The organism is Paenibacillus piri (assembly GCF_004354045.1).
Classification (GTDB): Bacteria; Bacillota; Bacilli; order Paenibacillales; family NBRC-103111; genus Paenibacillus_S; species Paenibacillus_S piri.
Genome location: NZ_SMRT01000001.1, coordinates 586,494 through 605,379 on the forward strand (window position 1 = coordinate 586,494; position 18,886 = coordinate 605,379).

General features: G+C 51.4%; 9 protein-coding genes. 6 read left to right on the forward strand and 3 right to left on the reverse strand.

What is annotated here, in order from left to right:
* The first annotated feature begins 199 nt into the window (after positions 1 to 199).
* Together E1757_RS02530 and E1757_RS02535 are read left to right on the forward strand one after the other, a co-directional pair.
* Entirely contained in the window at positions 200 to 4,636 is a 4,437-nt protein-coding gene (locus E1757_RS02530) for an S-layer homology domain-containing protein (protein ID WP_133225237.1), read from the forward strand.
* Between the two features lie 465 nt (positions 4,637 to 5,101).
* Positions 5,102 to 5,710, forward strand: coding sequence for a Uma2 family endonuclease (locus tag E1757_RS02535; RefSeq protein WP_133225238.1), 609 nt, complete (start codon positions 5,102 to 5,104; stop codon positions 5,708 to 5,710).
* A gap of 53 nt (positions 5,711 to 5,763) precedes the next feature.
* Here E1757_RS02535 and E1757_RS02540 read toward each other — a convergent pair whose 3' ends face one another.
* Both E1757_RS02540 and yhbH read right to left on the reverse strand, forming a co-directional pair.
* Positions 5,764 to 7,191 (reverse strand): SpoVR family protein, encoded by a 1,428-nt coding sequence (locus tag E1757_RS02540; protein WP_133225239.1) that lies wholly within the window; start codon positions 7,189 to 7,191, stop codon positions 5,764 to 5,766.
* On the reverse strand, positions 7,188 to 8,345 hold the full coding sequence (gene yhbH, locus E1757_RS02545; protein WP_133225240.1) for a sporulation protein YhbH: 1,158 nt from the start codon (positions 8,343 to 8,345) through the stop codon (positions 7,188 to 7,190). Before yhbH ends, E1757_RS02540 begins: the two co-directional genes overlap by 4 nt.
* A gap of 488 nt (positions 8,346 to 8,833) precedes the next feature.
* Between yhbH and E1757_RS02550 the strand changes: the two genes are divergently transcribed.
* Together E1757_RS02550 and E1757_RS02555 are read left to right on the forward strand one after the other, a co-directional pair.
* Positions 8,834 to 9,859 carry a DUF7309 domain-containing protein gene (locus E1757_RS02550; protein ID WP_133225241.1) on the forward strand — a complete coding sequence of 342 codons (1,026 nt, stop codon included), beginning with the start codon at positions 8,834 to 8,836 and terminating at the stop codon, positions 9,857 to 9,859.
* A gap of 444 nt (positions 9,860 to 10,303) precedes the next feature.
* Positions 10,304 to 15,472 (forward strand): S-layer homology domain-containing protein, encoded by a 5,169-nt coding sequence (locus tag E1757_RS02555; protein WP_133225242.1) that lies wholly within the window; start codon positions 10,304 to 10,306, stop codon positions 15,470 to 15,472.
* 111 nt (positions 15,473 to 15,583) lie between these two features.
* Here the strand turns inward: E1757_RS02555 and E1757_RS02560 are convergent, their stop codons facing one another.
* Positions 15,584 to 16,045, reverse strand: a complete 462-nt coding sequence (locus E1757_RS02560; RefSeq protein WP_220446477.1) for an Lrp/AsnC family transcriptional regulator — start codon at positions 16,043 to 16,045, stop codon at positions 15,584 to 15,586.
* 264 nt (positions 16,046 to 16,309) lie between these two features.
* Here E1757_RS02560 and E1757_RS02565 point away from each other — a divergent pair, with 264 nt between their 5' ends.
* The gene (locus E1757_RS02565; RefSeq protein ID WP_133225243.1) at positions 16,310 to 17,695 is read left to right on the forward strand and encodes an amidohydrolase family protein; all 1,386 of its coding nucleotides are present in this window, start codon (positions 16,310 to 16,312) and stop codon (positions 17,693 to 17,695) included.
* An 18-nt stretch (positions 17,696 to 17,713) separates the two neighbouring features.
* On the forward strand, positions 17,714 to 18,799 hold the full coding sequence (locus tag E1757_RS02570; protein ID WP_246078981.1) for an aromatic ring-hydroxylating dioxygenase subunit alpha: 1,086 nt from the start codon (positions 17,714 to 17,716) through the stop codon (positions 18,797 to 18,799).
* The last annotated feature ends 87 nt before the right edge of the window (positions 18,800 to 18,886 follow it).

Below are 18,886 nucleotides of genomic sequence, written 5' to 3' on the forward strand. Positions count from 1 at the left end.
AAACCATCCATGAGAGCGTCGCCAATAAAAACACAAGCTGATACAAAAAAATGACAATTGTTCATTCAAGTATTATTTTATAATTTATTTGCCATGCAGCTTGTACAGTTGGCACCTGCAGTCTCTTGATTGAAATCGCTTACATAAGGGGCCTTTTGCAGCGACAGTACAGCAAAACCATGAAGGGGGAAAACGTATCGTGAACCGAACAAAGAAACTCGTCAGTCTCGGTTTGTGCGCTCTGCTTATGCTGCAGATGATTCTGATTGCCGGACCTGCAAGGGTATATGCAGAGACGGTAACGGAGTTAGCCAAATACGGAGCGAGCGCAAATGCAGTGATCGACCAGACTGCCGCAAATCAGAAAGTCCACTATCCGAGAAACCATCAAGGCGGCGGAGCGGCTGCTTATAATGTAAAAGCCGGCAACGGCTCGGAGCGGCAGGCTTACTACAAGTTCGACCTGCCCGACCCAAGCAAGCTGGCCGAAGCAAACAAAATTTACTTAAGCGTAAAAGGCAAATCCAATGCCGGTCAGGGAACGCTTTATTTTACGGTTGCGGGCGTGACCTATAACGGTTGGAGCTCCGACTTGACCAAGCAGGGAGCGGATGTAACCTCAGCCGTATATTCCGGGATTACGCCTCCTTTGCTTGCATGGATCAACGCGCCGGTCAAATACAACAGCCAGACAGCGGACGCGGCACTGCGATATGAGAAAAGAGACCCGTCCTACCAAGCGATAGAAATCGCGGCTGCCGGGTGTAAGACCAATGCGGATCCGGCTTCATCCTGCTCTTTCGCAACCACGGATGCCAAGGATGACGAATACCGGATCGACGTTACCGACTTCGTGAAACAATACGGGGTCTCTGGTGCGGTTAGCTTTTTGATCAGAGCTGCGGAAAAAACACAAACCAACGCCTCGACCATTTACAACTCGTACAATACGGATGCCGCTTTTAACGGGCAATTCGGCAGCACGGATAAAAAGCCTGCGTTGATATTGCAAAAAGTGGAGGGCCCCGGCCCCAATCTTCCTTATACGGTTCCGCCGGCCAACGTAACGGCCAGTGCCGATGACGGCAACGTTCCGCAAAACGTGGTGGACAATAACCGCTATACCCGCTGGTCCGCCCAAAACATGGCCGGAGAACCGCATCAATGGATTCAATTGGATCTCGGGGCGGTTAAACCGGTCGGTTATCTCGGTATCGCGTTCAATGCCGGTACGAACCGGAAATCGTTCTTCGACATTCTTGTTTCCGGCGATGGAGCCGCCTGGACGACGGTCCTTCAAAATCAGGAGAGCAGCGGGACATCGGATCAGGTGGAGCTCGTCGATCTGCGGAGCCAGAACATTTCCGCCCGTTACGTACGATATCTCGGGCATGGTAACAGCGCGCCCAATTCGAAGGATTGGAACAGCTTAACCGCCTTCCAAATTTATCCGCCCGCAGAGGACGGCAGCGCGGCGCTTGTTCCGGTTCCTTATATTGAGCCGCCGAAGCCTCCGGCCGAACCGAACACGATACCTGGACTGTTTCATGCGGACGGAACGCCTTACATTCCTTATGAGCCGAATCGCAATCCGTCCAAAACGTGGAATATCGTAACGGATTTCGGCGCCAAGCCGGATGATCCGGATTTCGACAATACGCCTGTCATTAATAATGCCATCAGCGATCCGAGAGTGGCTGCCGGCCATGAAATCTTTTTTCCTGACGGCGTTTATCATCTGAAATCGACCATGAGCGGCGACGCTTTGTCCAATTTCCAAGTAAAGAGCAACGTTAATTTGCGCGGTGAAAGCGAGCAGGGCACGATTCTGCTTTCCTACTTCAACGGAAACAATGGAAGCACGCGGGTCATTAAAGCGTTCGGTAAAAAAGAGCTGCTTATTTCCAATTTTACGATCAAGTCGATTTTTGAAAGCAAATTAAATGAACCGGGAGCTGACGGTCAGCCGGATTATGCTTATTCGGTCAATACAAATACGGCAAATCCGAAAATCGGCGGTTTCGGCAACGGAATTTACATCGACCAGACCGGTAATATCGGATCCAATAAAATCGTCATCGAGCATGTCACGGTCGAGCATTTCCAACGAATGGGCATACGCGTTAGCCGCAGTCAAGAAATCACCATCCGCAACAGCACGTTTAAAAATGCCACCGACGTAGGCGCCGGGGGAGCGGGATACGGTATAGCCGTTCAGGGTGATACAACCAAGGTAAATCATTTCGGCGAGCCGATCGACGTCTATTTCAACATCGTGGAGAACAATAACTTTTTAGGACCGTATATTCGTCATGGCGTGATCATTCAGCATTTTGCCCATAACAACCTGATCACCAAAAACTATGCCAACGGGACTTTATTGGATTCCATCGACCTTCACGGCGAAAACGAATATTTAAACGAGATCAGCTATAACGTGATCGAAAACGTGCCGAAGGAAGCGATCGGAGTAGGCAACACGGGAGGAACGCCGCCGAATACGAACCACTCCGCTTCGGGTCCGAAAAACTATATCCATCACAATACGCTTAAGCATAATCGCGACGGAATCATGGTTTATATGGGATCGCCGGATACGATTATTGAAGAGAACGAAATCATTGCAACGACGGATTACAATATGTTCAGCGGAACAAACGGCGTGAACAACGCGGTCAATACGGTTCAGGACGGAGTCGGCATCAAGCTTCATAACGCCCCGGGAACCATTGTTAAGAACAATGTAATCAGAGGAAACACCGCTTCGAATTACTGGGGAATATTGCTGGCTCATCATAACGGGGATAGCGGCCAAAGCGGACTGGGCGCAGGCGATCCCGAAAATGTCCAGCTCATCGGCAATACGGTGACGGGCAATGCATACGGATTGAACATTGAGGCCGGCCGCAACATTACGGTACTCGGCAATACGATCAAGGACAATCTCGGAACGAATCTCAATCTCAATATCCCGCTGGACAATACCGATTTGGCCATCACCGACCTGAGAAGTCTGAAGGTTATGGATGGGACGGCATCGCTTGATTTGACGCCTGCTTTTGCACCCGGCACAACCGAATATAGTTTGGAGGTAGGCAATTCGGTCAGCAGTCTTCTTATTCAAGCGTCGCCGGAGAACAGCAGATCCGTTATAAAAATGAATGGAGACGTTCAATCCGAAGGTACCGGGTTCGCGATTAACGATCTGCAGGTTGGCAGCAATCCAATTGAGATTGAAGTTTCGGCAGACAATGAAACGAAGAAGAAAACATACCGGCTTGCGGTCAACAAACTGCAGCCTGACGGTAAACCAGGCGATCCGAATGAACCGCCGGTCAGTCCCAAACCCGGAAAACGGAGTTCCAACTCCGGAGGCGGCTCTGGAGCTGTGCAGGCTGGAGACGCAGCTGCTTCTGATCAAAGCGGCAGCAAGAACGATCAAGCAGTTCAACTCGCCGCCGAGGTTAAAACCATTGACGGGAAACAGACGGCTCAAGCAACAGTGGACGGCGACGTGATCGATAATGCGTTGAAAAATAGCGGCAGCGGTATACTGAGAGTTGCCATAAACGCTGATACCGCTGCCGATCGGACGATTGCGATACTGAGCAACAGCGCTTTACAAAAAATGATGACGGACAAAAGCATCAAATCGTTGAGCATCGAGACATCTTTGGGAAGCTACGAGCTGCCGATGAAACAAATCGATGTTCAAGATTTGGCAGCCAAGCTGGGTACGACAGCGGATGCCGTCACCTTGGAAGTGACGATCTCTAAAAATGTGTCTGCTGCGGAAAAAGCAAAGGCATCCGGGCAAAAGGTGTTGGGCGCGGTTGAGTTTACAGTGACGGTAAATTCCGTATTCGGAAAAAGCATGGAATTGTCAGCATTCACCCAATTTGTAAAACGGACCGTGATGGCAGAGGGCGCTTTAAACGCCAGTAATCTTGCGGCGGTTCGCGTGGAGACGGACAAAGGAAATTCCGTTTACCAACCGGTTCCATTCACAGTGTCCGGCTCGAAAGCCGCGCTTTACAGCCGAACGAACAGCACATACCTGCTGCTCGAAAACAATGTTGCTTTCACCGATACCCAAAATCATTGGGCAAAAGCGGACATTGAGCGCATGGCCAATAAATATATCGTACAGGGCGTTTCCAAGGATGCGTTCCAACCTGACCAAGCCGTTTCACGGGCGGAATTTGCCGTATTGATTACCCGGACGCTTGGATTGAGTCCAACAGGTTCTTCCAAAATAAAATGGAGTGATGTGCGTCCGGACGACTGGTTTGAAGGCCAGGTGTACGCGGCGGCGGAAGTTGGCATTATAACCGGCTATGATGATCAAACCTTCGGACCGAATCAACCTATTTCCCGCCAGGAAATGGCGGTCATGATTTACCGGGCAATGAAATTTGCAGGATTTGACGATAGCAGCAAGACGGCGCAAGCCGTTGCGTTTGCGGATGAAAATCTTATCCCCAGCTGGGCTAAAGAAGCGGTAGCCATTATGGCCGGCAACGGTATTGTCGATGGAGTCGCCTCGGGCAAATACGATCCTGCCGCGACGGCCACTCGCGCGCAAAGCGCCGTTATTTTGAACAGGATGCTGGCGAAGGCTCAATTCAACAATTAAATTAAACAACGCCAAGCGCTCGCTTTTATGAAATTACTTATAAGGTCTGCACAGCCTACATAGCTTGCAGTTTTATCCCCTCATGGTTGACGATGAAAAAAGGACATCTGTTATGATGAACTTGCATTGTCGGCCGGAGGGGATTTTTTCTATACGAAATGTTACGGGAGACGTGAAACAACTGCTATAAATCGGGCAATACTGATCTTAATAAATGAGTAAAAATTAGCAACGACCCGTTTGATCATGATACAATTATATAAGTTGAACCAAAGAACATCCGAGATAAACCAAATGAAATGGAAAAAGGGAATGGTCTTGCGCGAGTTTTGGCTTTGAGTTTCTTCAAGCCGAAGGCCTATAGATCAAGGAAACTCAAAACAAGATGTCTGAAGCTGCAAGGCCATCCCTTTTGGAATGCAATGGACACGCTTTATCGATTCAACTTATATAGTAAAGTATCTTATGCAAAATCTGAAGGAGGCCGAAAACATCGTGTCAAATCCGGATGATAACAAAATCTACACCTACCAAGATTGGCAGACCTGGGACGGAGCTTGGGAATTAATTAACGGCAAAGCCTATAATATGTCTCCTTCTTCAACCTCGTTGCATCAATTTATAGTCGGAGAGCTGCATTTCGCATTGCGGACGTTTTTTCAGAATCGAAGCTGCTATGTGTTTACAGCTCCATTCGATGTATTTTTTAGTGAAAGCGGAAAGTACGAATCGCCTGATCATATTACGCAGCCCGATCTCTCGGTTGTTTGTTCGAAGGATCAAATATCCAAGAACGGCTGTCACGGTGCGCCGAAAGTAATCATTGAAGTGCTGTCGCCATCTACCGCATTGAAGGACTTTAATGAGAAATTCAATTTATATGAAAATTATGGAGTTCAGGAATATTGGATTGTCGATCCCGGGAATCGAACGGTTCATGTTTATTCCTTGCATGATGGCAGCTACGAGGTACGCAATATGTATACGGAGCAGGAAACGATTCAATCCGTTGCCTTTAAAGATTTGCAAGTGCCCATGAACAGACTGTTCAGTCTGGAATCACAAGAACAATAAACCGGCGAGATGCTCTCTCGGCCGGTTTTTTTGCGTATTCAAGGCCCGCTATATTATAAAAATTTCCGGTTGTGCTTCTTCCCGTCGTACGAGAAAAGCACCGGCTTCGCTTCGATTACGGTTTCCAGATAGACGGTTTTGCCCCAGAGCTGCTGAATGTAAGGGATCGTACGCTCCACATATTTGAGATCGAGCTCGACGCCCTCATAAGCATGCTTTAAGCTCAGCTCGCCATTATTTTCGTAGTTGCCGTTTTCGACGACGATATACGGGAAGCCGCCGTTGACGCGGGAGTAGACGAGCTGGTCGCGAATCGATTCCCACGATTTATCGGTAATTTTCCATTCCGGCCCCTTTTTTTCAAAAACATACAGGTCCAGCTCGTCAACGAGCTTTTTCGTCAAATAGTTGCGGACAAAGGAGATGTCCGAGTCATATTCGCGCACATCGAATATTTTTTGCCGGCCTTCCCCTCCTTTGCGGCCCAGCCGTTCGCGTTCCTCCTGTGTCGGATTATCCCAGCGCTTCTCAATGTCCTCGAAAATTTTCAAGCCCAAATAATACGGGTTCAAGCTGTGCCGTGACGGCACGACAACGGAAGAATTCAGCTTCGCGTATTCGATCGTTTCTTCCGCGGTCAAATCGAGCTCCCGCATGATATGCTGATGCCAATACGAGGCCCAGCCCTCGTTCATAATTTTCGTTTCCAGCTGCGGCCAGAAATAAAGCATCTCGTCGCGCAGCATCGTCATGATGTCGCGCTGCCAATCGGTCATATAAGGGGCGTGCTCCTCGATAAACAGCATCAAATCTTTCTCCGGCTCGGCCGGGAATTTCCGTGGCTCCTGCTTGTACGGCGCTGCCGACTCGACCGGCTTATCGAGATCCCATAAATCTTCGTAGCCCAGCTTCCGCTCCGCGGATTCAGTCTTTTTGAACGGATCTGCGGGCTTTCCTACATAACCGGTGCCATAGGGCTTCGAAATCAACGGATCGACATGCTCTTGAATGGCAAGCACGGCGTCGATGAACCGCTCCACCTCGTCCGTACCATATAAAAGTTCATACTGACGGATCCGCTCCGCTGTAGCCGACATGCTTTCCACCATGTTGCGGTTCGTTTTGGAAAATCGGGCATTATTTTTGAAAAAGTCGCAGTGTGCCAAGACATGCGCGACGATCAGCTTGTTTTGAATGAGCGAATTTCCATCGAGCAGAAAAGCGTAGCACGGGTCGGAGTTGATGACCAGCTCATAAATTTTGCTCAGCCCGAAGTCATACTGCATTTTCATTTTATTGAACGTTTTGCCGAAGCTCCAATGGCTGAAGCGGGTCGGCATGCCATATGCTCCGAACGTGTAAATGATATCGGCAGGGCATATTTCGTACCGCATCGGATAATAGTCCAGGCCGAAGCCATCCGCTATCTCCGTAATTTCCGCTATAGCGTATTCGAGTTGCTTGATATCATCGGAAGTCATCGTGCGATTCCTCCTTCGGATCTTGGGAAGAACGTCTTCAATGCTTTGTAAACCTCGCCTTTTTCACGAATCACATAATGAACAAATTTCGGGTCATGCAGATTGCGATAAGCCGACATCAGCGTGCTGCTGCGGTTGTATTGGTTCACCTCGCCGTAGCCGAACAAATTGCATCTTCTAATGAGCTCGTTAATGAGTTTTACGCAGCGTTCGTTATCCGAGGTCAAATTATCGCCGTCGGAAAAATGAAACGGGTAAATATTGTACCGCGCCGGCGGGTAACGCCGGTCGATAATATCCACCGCCAGCTGATAGGCCGAGGAGCATATGGTGCCGCCGCTTTCGCCCTTGGTGAAAAACTCCTCCTCCGTTACTTCCTTTGCCTCGGTATGGTGGGCGATGAACAGGATCTCGACATGCTCGTATTTGGTGCGTAAAAATCGCGTCATCCAGAAGAAAAAGCTGCGGGCGATATATTTTTCAAAAGAGCCCATCGACCCGGACGTATCCATCATGGCGATGATCAGCGCGTTCGATTGCGGCGTCACAATTTCATCCCATGTTTTAAACCGCAGATCGTCGGGGTTAATGCCGTGAATGCCCGGAGAGCCCGCTGTCGCGTTGCGGCGCAAATTTTCCAAGATCGTCCGTTTCTTATCAATATTAGACATAATCCCCTTTTTTCGGATATCATTAAAAACAACGTCGGTTGTCGTCAAAACATCTTTCTCTTTTTTTTGCAAATTCGGAAGCTCCAACTGCTCGAACAGCATCGACTGCAGCTCCTCCATCTCAACCTCAGCATCGTAATAATCTTCACCCGGCTGGTCGCCCGCGCCTTCGCCTTTGCCCGGACCTTTGGCCGGAGTGGGGTCCACGCCGAGCACATCGCCGACTTGACTATCGCCGTCGCCTTGACCGACATGCTTGCTCTTATTAAAATTATAGCGAAACCGATATTCATCCAGACTGCGGATCGGAACTTTGATTATTTGTTTGCCGTCTGACATAATAATGCTTTCGTCGGTTACCAGGTCCGGCAAGTTTTGTTTGATCGCTTCACGAACTTTTTCCTGATGGCGGGTTTGATCCTGATAGCCTTTGCGGTGTAAGGACCAGTCTTCTCGGGATACGGTAAATAACGGTTCTGTCATGCGGGACACCTCCTGATGATCTTCATAGGAAAGCGGCTTCGTGAAAATGATAAGCTCAACGGCGCAACAATACAGCGAACATAGGCTTGCTTGATTTTAATTGAAAGCTCGACCTGCCCTTGCCGATAGTATAAGATTACCTCTATCGAGGCCTTTCCAAGATGAGCGACCGCGATTAAAATGTAGGTTTTCTTGAAATGATGGAAAGCTTCAGCTCCGCTGAAAACTTATACTTTCCATCATTATAAGATAACCTCTATCGAGGCCTTTCCAAGATGAGCGACCGCGGTTAAGCAGCATGCAGACGCTGCGGCAGTAAAGGAATAAAGTGCAGCTGGCTGGAAAAAAAGTGCTTGTTACTAAATATATTCAAGTCTCTGGGGGTTATGTGAGTAGGACGGGGGCCTATTTTTCGGAAGCAACGAGCACGGTACTCGTTTTTACTATATAAAATAGGATTAACATCATACGATTAGGAGCGCGTTGTTATGGAGCCGAGTGTAACGCAATGGAAACATTTATATGAAGCAGCCGCGGGATTTAAGCGGGCCGGGTGCTGGGATTGGATGACGAGCGGGCATTTGTTCGGCGTGGCAAATCCTGCGAACGGGGAGATCGGCTATTGTTCCATCATGGGTAATGGCGGCGAAATGTTCGGAATGGCCGTATATCTTGGCACGGAGGGCTTGGAGACGTTTGTCGGCATGCTGACCGATTCGTTGGGCGAGGATCCGCTGTATGCCCAATATTGCTTGATGCTTTCCTTCGACGACCGGAAGGAGCTTTACCCTCAGGAGCTCAAACAAATCAAGGAACTCGGGCTATCGTTCCGAGGCGCCAAGTCATGGCCGACCTTCCGGTTCTATGAGCCGGGGTTTTTGCCGATGCCGCTTGCCAGCGGTGAGCAGGTCGATTTCTTGACGTTAGCACTGCAGCAAGCGCTGGAGGTGGCCCGATCGTACCGAGACGATCCCGATGCGCTGCTGGAAGGGGAGGGCGAATCGATTTTGACAAGGACTGCCCTTCCGTCGGCCGGCGGTTTGGACTGGGCAAGCGAATGGCTGGAGCCGAAGCCGGTTGAGGAAAGCTCAATCCCGACGGCCGAGCCGGTCGACGAGCTGCGCCTGGCCAAAATCAAAAGGAAGCTTCAAGGCCGGGCTGGAGTGTGGGAAATCGACTGCTTCTATTTGCCGATGCCGATCAAAGAAAAAGGGGAAAGACCTTATTACCCGATGGCCTGTTTGATTGTGGATCAAGGAACGGGTCAAATTTTAAGCTTTGAATTCATCGAAAAATCGGAAATAGCGAATAAAACGGCGGCTCTTTTTTTAAACGTGGTCGAACAGATCGGTGTGCTTCCGGACGAAATTTGGGCGGTTAATGAGCGGGTGTTTATGTACATGTCTCAGATGCTTCACGCGTTCGACCTGCAGGCGTTTATGACGCTGGAGCTGCCGGCGCTGCAGGAGGCAAAGGAAGGCATGATCCAATATTTTGAAAACGGGAACGGATAATAATTGTCTGCAAAGAACCCGAGGCGCCGCTTCGGGTTTTTCCGCATGTCATTCAGCCGCATCCGATGGGTGACCGTTCGGACAGCTTTTTTGTTTTCAGCACATTCAGGTTAAAAAAAGCATACTGGCCTTTAAACGACAAAAATTCCATTTGTAAGCAATTGGTTAAACAGAGTGGATGCCATGTTGCAGGTTTCCTACTATGATGTTGCTAGCAGGACAAGGATCACAGTTCGATTAGAGAGGATGGCGAGAACAGGGAACTAATAAAAAGTCCGGTGAACGAGCATGTAACAGTGAAGGAGGTCTGTTCCGGAGAAGCGTTATTATTCGCTTTGTGGACAGCAGCAATTTGGCTGAACGATCCGCCCGCGCAGCGTGCATCATCTAATCGGCATTTTAGAAAGCGCTTACGACCAGTTAAAATGAAAAGGAGAATGCTCTTTGAGGAAACAATTGCGTCAGATCGCGATGATCATGTCATTCGTACTCATGTTTACGTCGATCCCTATGCTTCAGGCGTCGGCGGCCCAGCCCGATTTTATTAACATTACGAGCGATTGGCGGGGAAGCGTGTTCGGGGATGTCGGAGGGGGCGATAAAATAACCGCGGCCAATTTCGGCATCACGGAAAACGCGAATGGAACTGTCACGCTGAAAAGTCTCAATAACAACGGGAAAATTGCGGGAGGCAGCGAAGGAATTGCTTACTATTTTAAGGAGCTGCCGGACGATGCCAACTTTGAATTGTCAGCGACGGCTACCGTCGATAGCTGGGACGCGAATAATCAGGTTTCCTTCGGTATTATGGCGAGAAGCAACGTGCTTGATAATGAGCATGTCGGGTCCAGCTTCACGGGTGAGTATGTGGCCGTGGGTGCGCTCGATCAGGCAATGAAAGGCTTTTACAAGATGGGCGGTGGCACGCAACAGAAGGCTGGCCTGGAATTTGGCACGGCCGCTGCTCCTTCGGCTGGAAACGTCTACGAGCTGAAGCTGAAAAAATCCGGTGACGTCATCATGCTGCAAATCGGCAGCCAGACGAAGGTGTTGTCCGATTATACGGGCAATCTGGCTTATGTCGGGCTGTACACGTCGCGCAAAACACAGGTAACCTACAGCAATGTGAAATTTGCGGTCGATACCCGGGCGCCGAGCCGCTTGAAGCTGAATACGGCCGGGTTGAAAGTCGACTATTTCGTTAGCGAAAACCTGGATCTGACCAATCTGGTGACCGCCGTATATCCGGATGGACACGAGGAGAAGCTGAATCCCGGCGATTATATCGTCTCGGGCTTCGACAATACAACGGCCGGGTTGAAAACGATTACAATTCATTTTAACGGCGCCACGGTATCGGCCGATGTGAACGTCAAGCCTTTAAATGTGACAGCGCTCGGCATTAAATATTTCCCCGCCAAAACAGTCTATTATCCGGGAGACACGTTCGATCCGCAAGGGCTGACGGTTTTGGGGCAATATAACGGCAATCCGGTTAGCGAGGAACTGGCGAACGATCAGTACACGCTATCCGTTTCCGGTGCGACGGTTGCCGGAACGACCTACAGGTTTGGCACGCCCGGTACCAAAACCGTTACCGTAAGATCAACGGTAACGACATCTACGTATACATCGTTCGATATTTCGGTCAAGGACGCCCAGTTGACCGGCCTGGATATCCGGCAAAGCCCGGAGAAGATGCTGTACTACATCGGCGAGCCGTTCGTTGTCAAGGGTATGATCGTATATGCCCAATACAGCGATGGCACACAGGTGCGGCTGATGAGAAACGAATACACGGTATCTCAGCTGGATAGCGGTACGCCCGGAACGAAAACGGTAGAAATTATTCCGAATGCGGACCCGGCGAAGAAGACGAGCTTAACCGTCGCCGTTAAACAAAAAGAGCTGACCGGCATCCAAATTACCCATTATCCTAAAACGACGTATGATACGGATGGCAGCGCAGGCGAGGAGTTCGACCCGGCAGGCTTGGCCGTATCGGCCGTTTATGATAGCGGGGATAAATTGCTGTTGATGCCGGATCAATATACGGTCGATGCATCCGCTTTTGTCCCATCGGTTCCCGGAACGTATGAGATCCGGATCGCGCCGCAGCTTGCAGGGCATGCCCTTGAGCCTGTCGGCTTGAAAGTAACGGTCAGACAAAAGGCGGAAATTCAATGGAAAACGATCCGTTTCGGCCAGTCTTCCTCAGACAACAACAACAAGGCCGAGTTTCTTGACAATGGCGCGGTTCGGCTCACGGCATTGGAGGGCGGCGGAAAAGTGACCGGCGATCACGACGGCATCATTTACTATTACACGGAGCTGGATGCCGTACATGACAATTTCGAACTGTCGGCGGATATCAAGGTGACCGCTTATGCCAAAGACCCGCAGGACGGTCAAGAATCGTTCGGGCTCATGGCCAGAGACGCGATCGGCCAAGCCGGCGATCCCAGCGTCTTCGCTTCGAATATCGCGGCCGTTGGCGGATACAGCGGCGGAACGACGCGGCCCAACGGGACGCAGCTGTTCGTGAGAACGGGCGTCGAAGCCCCGAATGGCACGGGCAGCAAAGGCATTCAGAGCAAAATGCTGAACGCCGAAAGGCCGACTGCCGCCAACACGAGTCCGGCCAAGCCGTACAGGCTGACTTTGGCCAAAACGAACAGCGGTTTCACAGGCAAACTGAACAACGGTACAGAGGAAATCTTTTTTGAGCCCGATTTGTTAAAGGTTCAGAACGATAAAATGTATGTAGGCTTTTATGCGGCGAGATTGGCCACGATCGAAGTGAGCGGCGCCAGGCTGACGGTGACGGCAGCGGAAACCGATCCTCCGAAGATGAAGGCGCCTGAAGTGCCGGCGACGCCTGCCTTCGATTTCGTTTCGCTAACGCGCACATCGCAATCCGCCTACCAGTTAAGCGTCAAATCGAACGTAAACGGTGCAGTCACAATCAAGCAGGGCCTGAACAACGCACTGCTGCAGGATCGCGAGCTGGAAGCGGGCAAAACATTGTCGACCGCTACCACTGTTGCCGCCAACACGTACACGAACTTCAGCGCGGTTTTCGTTCCTGACGATACGCAAAACTTGACCTCCTACGATAAGATCGTCAAAAACTTTACGGTCGATATGAGGACGTATGCGGATAACGGGGACATTTACGTTTCTCCGGGAGGCACAAGCACAGGCGACGGTTCGATGGCTCATCCGCTCGATCTCGATACGGCTGTCGATTTTGTGAAGCCCGGCCAAAAAATATGGCTGCTTGGCGGCACATACAGCCGGACTTCGAAGCTCGATATTAAAAAGAGCAATGACGGCACGGCCGACGCGAAGAAGCATTTGTTTGCGGCTCCCGGCGCAAGGCCGGTCATCGACTTCAATCAAAAGTCGGAGGGCGTTGTACTAAGCGGCAGCTACTGGCATGTGAAGGGGATCGATTTCACCCGTTCCGCCGGAAATACGAAAGGCTTCACCGTAGGCGGCAGCCATAATATTGTGGAATACAGCCGATTTTACGCCAACGGCGATACCGGTCTGCAAATCAGCAGTACGGACGGCTCAACGGATAAGTCGACGTGGCCGTCGTATAACCTGATTTTAAACTGCGATTCGTTCGACAATATCGATCCGTCCAACAATAATGCCGACGGGTTTGCGGCCAAGCTGACCTCCGGCGCAGGCAACGTCTTCCGGGGGGACATCTCGCACAATAACATCGATGACGGCTGGGATTTATATACGAAGGCCGGGTCGGGTGCAATCGGGGCCGTTATAATTGAGAACAGCATCGCTTTCCACAACGGAACGTTAACCGACGGAACGGTGGGAGCCGGAGATAAGAACGGCTTCAAGCTTGGCGGGGAAGGCATCCATGTGCCGCATCTGATTCGCAACAGCATCGCCTTCGGCAACGGCGCCGTCGGTTTTGCCAGCAACAGCAATCCCGGCGTCCAGGCGGAAAACAACGTCGCGTTCAACAATGCCAAAGGAAATCTGAACTTCACAACCTACACCGGCATTGCGACGGATTTCAGAATCGGCGGGTTTGTTTCGTACCAAAAAGATTTTACGGCGAAAGACAACTACCCGGCGCAGCTGAATTCCGATCAAAACTATATGTTTAACGGAACGGCGTCCGTCAATAAGTCGGGAGTGAAGCTGAGCGATTCGAACTTTGTCAGCCTGCAGCCGAAGCTGCCGTACGAGCGGGATGCGGAAGGCAACATTATTTGGGGCGATTTCCTCAAATTAATTTCGCCAGGTACCGATCCCGAACCCAATCCGGGAACGAATCCCGGCGGGAAACGCCATTCCTCCAGTAGCGGCGGAGGAGGAGCCGGCGCCGTTTCCGGCGTGAGCGAACCGCAGCATACTAGCAGCGGGCCGCTGCTAAGCGTGGAGCCCCAGTCGACGATGGTGGACGGCAAAAAAACGGCGCTTGCCGTTGTCGATGCGGCGTCGCTAAACAAAGCCATCGAAGGCATGACTGACGGCGCAGCTACGATTACGATCGAAGTCAAGAGCGCCGAGCCGGTAACCGCCGTGCAAATTCCCGCACTGTCTGTTTCCGAGGCTGTAGCGAAAGCGGCAAATGCGATACTGTCGGTCAAAGTCAACGATATCGTGTACGATCTTCCGCTTAAAGCGATCGATCTGAGCAGCCTGTCCACAGCGCTTGGCGCGGCTGCCGCAGATATCCAAGTGACGATAACGATTGAAAAAGTAAGCGGAGACGCGGCGGCTGAGATCGATACGGCCGCCAAGAAGCAGGGTGCCGTTCAATTGAGCGGACCGCTGGACTTCAGGATCACCGCCGAAGCGAACGGCAGGAAGGTGTGGGTCCTCGATCTTGGCAACGTATACGTTTCCCGATCGTTCGATGTTTCGGGCTCGATTGATGCGCACCGGGCTACAGGGGCTTGGTATAACTCCGCCAAGAGGATGTTGACCTTTGTTCCGAGCCGGTTCAGTTCGGAAGGCGGTGCGACGAGAATCGTGATGCAGCGTCCGGGCAACAGCATCTATACGGTCGTTCAGGCGAACAAGTCATTCGCCGATATGATCGGACACTGGGCAAGGGAGGATGTCGAGCTGCTCGCCTCCAAGCTGCTTGTCGACGGATCGAGCGATACGGCCTTCACCCCGCAAAATCCGATTACGCGCGCGGAATTCGCAGCGCTGCTCGTCCGTGCGACCGGACTTGCGGAGCTGCACGGCATGGCGTTCCCGGATGTTGCCAAGGAGTGGTTCGCCGGCGCAGTTGGAGCCGCCGCTCAGGCGGGCCTGATCGTAGGGTTCGAGGACGGCACCTTCCGGCCGGATGGCGCGATTACGCGCGAACAGATGGCGGTTATGATCGTCCGCGCAATGGAGCTTGCGGGCAAGAAAGCAGATTCCGACCCCAGGAAGCTCATGGCGTTCGAGGATAACGCCCAAGTCTCGGAATGGGCGAAAGCCGGCGTCGCCGGAGCCGTCAATGCCGGAATCGTCAACGGGATGACGGACAAGGCGTTCGCGCCGAACGGGCAAGCTACCCGCGCTGAAGCGGCCGTCATGCTCAAGCGGCTGCTGCAGGCCGCCGGGTTCATGAATTAAGCGGCGATTGCCGCCGCGCTTCCCGGTCTCCGAATGGAGCGGGAGATTACAATATGATAAACGAAGGGCTTTTCCTGCGGTCGGCTTCAAGACTGCGGGAGAGCCCTTTTTTCACAGCTCCAGTCCCGTACCCTGCTTGAAACGCTTGATAACGACCTGCGTGTTCACGCGAAGCACGCCTTTCAGCGTGTAAATATGCCCGTACAGAAACGACTCCAGCGCATTCTCGTCCTTCAGCAAAGCATGCATGTGCAGCGTGCTTGGGCCGGTCATCTGGTAAATGCTGATCACATTAGGATCGGCGCTTAGCTTGTCGCCGACATGCTGGACATAGAGCGGCTCGACCTCAACCTCGAAAAAAGCGCTGACCACCTTGCCGAGCTTGGTCGCATTAAGCCGGATGGTAAAGTTTTCGATGATCTCGTTTTCGACCAGCGCTTCGACTCTCTTTTGAATAGCGACCCGTGAAAGATTTAACAGCTCCCCGATTTTAGCGTAAGACATGCGGCCGTTTTCATGCAGCAGCCGAATAATGTCCTGATCGGTTTGATCCAGATTCGGCAGTTCCAGCATAGGCAAATCCCCTTCCCATCGATGTCGAAATCATCGCAATATTGAAATCAGGCTATTGCAAAAAAAGAAACAAGTTCACGTCGTCTTTTGTCAAAAGTTAACCGAGTTTTTGTAATTGATTACAAAATGAAATCGTATTTCCTATTCGGATTTACAAATAGGTTTGACGGCAATTTGCCGCCGGCATATAATCGTGTCAACAAACATAACAAAATAACGACGAACTTTCTTTTATGTTATTAAAATTAACATGGTGGTGACGCGATGTCCAGCAAATTGATTTATAACGGTATCGTACTGACGATGGACGAACAAAACCGGGTATATAAGCCGGGGTATGTGTATATGGAACATGACGTGATCAAGGAGGTGGGCGAATGGAGCGCGGACGGCAGTCTGAATCATTTGCTGGACCAGGCGTCGTTTGCTTACAATGCGGAAGGAAAGGCGGTCATTCCGGGTATTGTCAACTCGCATACGCATTTGTTTCAGACGTTTATGAGGGGAGTGTCGGATCATTTGCCGCTCGCCCAATGGCTGCGTGAAATTATTTGGCCGCTCAGCCTGGCGATGGAGCCGGAAGATTTTTATTTGGCCGCTTTGGTAGGCTGCATCGAAAATTTGAAGTCGGGCGCCACATATGTCATGGACCATCATTATATTCATACGTCGCTCGATAATGACGCCGGGGTGCTGCGGGCGATGGCGGAATCGGGAATCCGCGGGCATCTGGCTCGCGGAGGCGCGGATTTGACGCTTGAACCCCGTCTGCGGGAAACGGAGGAGCAAATTTTTACCCAAACGGAGAAGCTGCTGGAAACTTGGGAGGGCGCCGCCTCGGGGCGTATCCGGATCGCGCTGGGGCCGCTGAACTTGTACGGCTGCTCGCGCGGTTATCTGGAGCGGGCCGCCCGATTCAGCGCGAATCATAAGCTGATCTCCCATGTGCATGTGGCCGAGACGAGCGGGCAGATCGACAATACGATGGAGCGGTTCGGCCTGCGCAATCTCGAGCTGCTGAATGAGGTTGGTTTGCTGGGCGAGCATACGCATGTGGTACACGGGATTTGGCTTGACGACGGAGAGCTGGAAGCGATAAACGCGAAGCGGGCTTCGGTCGTTCATTGTCCGGTATCGAATATGTATCTTGCGTCCGGCGTGGCCAGAGTGCCGGAGATGCAGAGGATGGGAATTAATGTTGCATTGGGCACGGATGGTCCGGGCAGCAACAACTGCCAGGATAATTTGGAGGTGTTGAAATTTACGGCCTGCCTGCACAAGGTGAACGGCATGGATTCAACCTTGCTGCCGCCGATGGATGTGCTGCGCATGGCGACGATCAACGGAGCCAGGGCGATGGGACGAAGCGCGGATCTCGGCAGTCTTGAGCCTGGCAAGCAGGCGGATTTGGTGACGATCGATATGCAAAAGGCGCATATTAGTCCTGTCCACCGCGCCTCCTCGGCGATTGTGTATAATGCCAACGGCAACGATGTCGATCTCGTTATGACGGGAGGCAGCATTGTTGTCGAAGGAGGCAGATGCGTATTGGTCGATGAGCGGGAGGTGTTGGACCGGGCGCAGGCGAGGGTTGATGCTTTGCGCAGCAAGCTGGCCGCGCGTTACCCGATTTTTGCGGCTGTTGAATGAGGAGGCGGATGATGAAGATTGACGATAAAGTTGGTGACGAGTCTTGTCGATGACCAGGACGGACCGCTCGTTTTGAACGGGATTATAAAAAACGAAAGGGTGAAGGAAATGGAATCATACCGATTGCAGGATCCTGTATTGGAAAACGATTGGCATGCCGTCTATCTCGCTTCGGAGCTGCAGGATAGCCCGATCGGCGTGACGCTGCTGGGGGAACGGGTGGCGATTTACCGTACGAAGAAAGGCGTGCATGCATGCCGCGATTTATGTATTCATCGGGGAACGATGCTTTCCAGAGGGTGGCTCGAGGATGATATTCTCGTCTGCCCGTACCATGGCTGGAAATATGACACGACAGGCCAATGCGTCTGTATTCCCGCCCAACCGAAAGGAGAAAACATTTCTGCGCGGGCCAGGACGGAAATGTACGGCTGCGTGGAGAAGTATGGCTTTATATGGGTGTGCATCGGCGATCCTGCGGCGGAGCTGCCGCATTTGGAGGAGTTTGACAATCCGGAATTCCGCCCTCTGCCCTGTGGACCTTATAAGGTTAGTGCCGCAGCGACGCGGGTAATCGAAAACTTTACCGATTTTGCCCATCTGATGTTCGTTCACCGGAACCTGCTCGGTCATCCCGATTATGCGGAGCTGCCGGACATCAAGGTCGTGAAGGAGAAGGATCGCATCTACATTGAAAATATTCCGATTTTCCAGCCGGTTGCGCATTCGGGTTCGGATAAAAAGGAAGGTACGACTTATGTGTACAGGAAGGAAGTGTACCGTCCATTGTCGGCAAGATTGTCCAAGACCGATCCGGCCAACGGGCAAACGCTCTGGATCATGCTGAGCGTTCAGCCGGTGACGGCGGAAGAATGTGTGGTATTCATGGTCGTATCGCGCAACTATGGGTTTGATGTGCCGGACGAAAATTTTGTCCATTTTCAAAATATGGTGTTCGATCAGGACGCGCGCATTATCGAAACGCAGAAGCCGGAGCTGCTGCCGCTGGATTTGCAGGTTGAGCTGAATCATAAGGTCGATATTTTCTCGGTAGCTTACCGCCGCTGGTTGAATGAACTGGGTGTTGTTGTCGGGACGGTTTGATCATCGAACTTAATTTCATGTCATAAAATCTAACACATAATCAACCAAATTACAAAAATGATCCGTTTTATTGGCAATCGGCACAAA

What these genes read in the sequence shown, in the direction of transcription:
- E1757_RS02565 (WP_133225243.1), top strand. Translation starts at nt 16,310, where the DNA reads ATGTCCAGCAAATTGATTTATAACGGTATCGTACTGACGATGGACGAA.
- yhbH (WP_133225240.1), bottom strand. Translation starts at nt 8,345, where the DNA reads ATGACAGAACCGTTATTTACCGTATCCCGAGAAGACTGGTCCTTACAC.
- E1757_RS02550 (WP_133225241.1), top strand. Translation starts at nt 8,834, where the DNA reads ATGGAGCCGAGTGTAACGCAATGGAAACATTTATATGAAGCAGCCGCG.
- E1757_RS02560 (WP_220446477.1), bottom strand. Translation starts at nt 16,045, where the DNA reads ATGCTGGAACTGCCGAATCTGGATCAAACCGATCAGGACATTATTCGG.
- E1757_RS02540 (WP_133225239.1), bottom strand. Translation starts at nt 7,191, where the DNA reads ATGACTTCCGATGATATCAAGCAACTCGAATACGCTATAGCGGAAATT.
- E1757_RS02535 (WP_133225238.1), top strand. Translation starts at nt 5,102, where the DNA reads ATGCAAAATCTGAAGGAGGCCGAAAACATCGTGTCAAATCCGGATGAT.